The 1,021-nt window shown below is 60.3% G+C and carries 1 pseudogene; it reads right to left on the bottom strand.

Annotated features, from left to right (window positions below):
• Positions 1-898: pseudogene (locus HT737_RS22395) on the bottom strand (serine hydrolase domain-containing protein); the annotation flags it as partial.
• Positions 899-1,021 lie beyond the last annotated feature (123 nt).

Raw genomic sequence — 1,021 nt, 5'->3', positions numbered from 1 at the left:
ATCCGCCGGGCGATTGAGCCACCACTGGCCGCCGGGCACCCGCTTCGTCCTGATGCGCCTTGTAGCCGGCAAATGGCTCACGGTTGAAGGCGATCCAGTCCTTGGGCAGTAATTGCCGGTCGCGCCAACGTCCGTCGCGCAGCATCAACAGGCCAACTCGCGCCAGATCACGGGCGGTGAGATACGCGTAAGAGGACGCGACAAACGTGCCGCCGGCATCGGTTTCCCACACGGCATGGCGGATGCCCAACGGCTCGAACAGCGCCGTCCACGGATAGTCGGGATAACGCTCGGGGCCGACCATGTTCTTCAGCGCCGCCGCCAGCAGATTGCTGTCACCACTGGAATAACGGAACGCCTGCCCCGGCGGCGCATAAGCGTCGTGATCGGCGGTGAACGCGGGCATGTCGCGCTGCCCACGGGTGTAGAGCATCGCCACCACCGAGGATTTCAGCGGGGCGTATTCGTAATCCTCCTGCCAGTCCAGACCGGAAGCCCAGTGCAGCAGGTCGGCCATGGTGATCGCCGGGTGTTTTTCCAACGCCGGATAAAATTTTGAAACGGGATCATCCAGTTTGAACAAGCCTTCGCCATACGCCACGCCAAGCACCGTGGCCATCAGACTCTTGCTGATCGACCAGGTCAGGTGTGGCGTTTCGGCACGGGTCGGACCGGCATAGCGTTCGTAGATAACCTTACCGTCGCGAATGACCAGCAAGGCGTCGGTGCGGATGCCCTGGCGGGTGTCGTCGTCGCGGGGCGGGAAGGCGTAGGTGTCTAATGCCTCGACTGCTGCGCCGCTGATTTTTGCGCCCGTCGGCCATTGTTCATCCGGCCATTGCTCGGCCTGGACCGTGAAGCTGATCAGCAGCAGGAACAGGGACAGGCCTTTGATCATGGAAAAATCTCAACGGACGGGTGCAAAGATCATGGCCCAGAAAAATGACAATCTCCCGATTACTGTAGGAGCTGCCACAGGCTGCGATCTTTTGATTGTGCTTTTAAAGATCAAAAGATCGCA

This window comes from Pseudomonas sp. MD195_PC81_125, from assembly GCF_014060985.1.
Classification (GTDB): Bacteria; Pseudomonadota; Gammaproteobacteria; order Pseudomonadales; family Pseudomonadaceae; genus Aquipseudomonas; species Aquipseudomonas parakoreensis.
The sequence above is the reverse complement of the archived record's forward strand: the minus strand, read 5'-3'. Positions and strand labels throughout refer to the sequence as shown.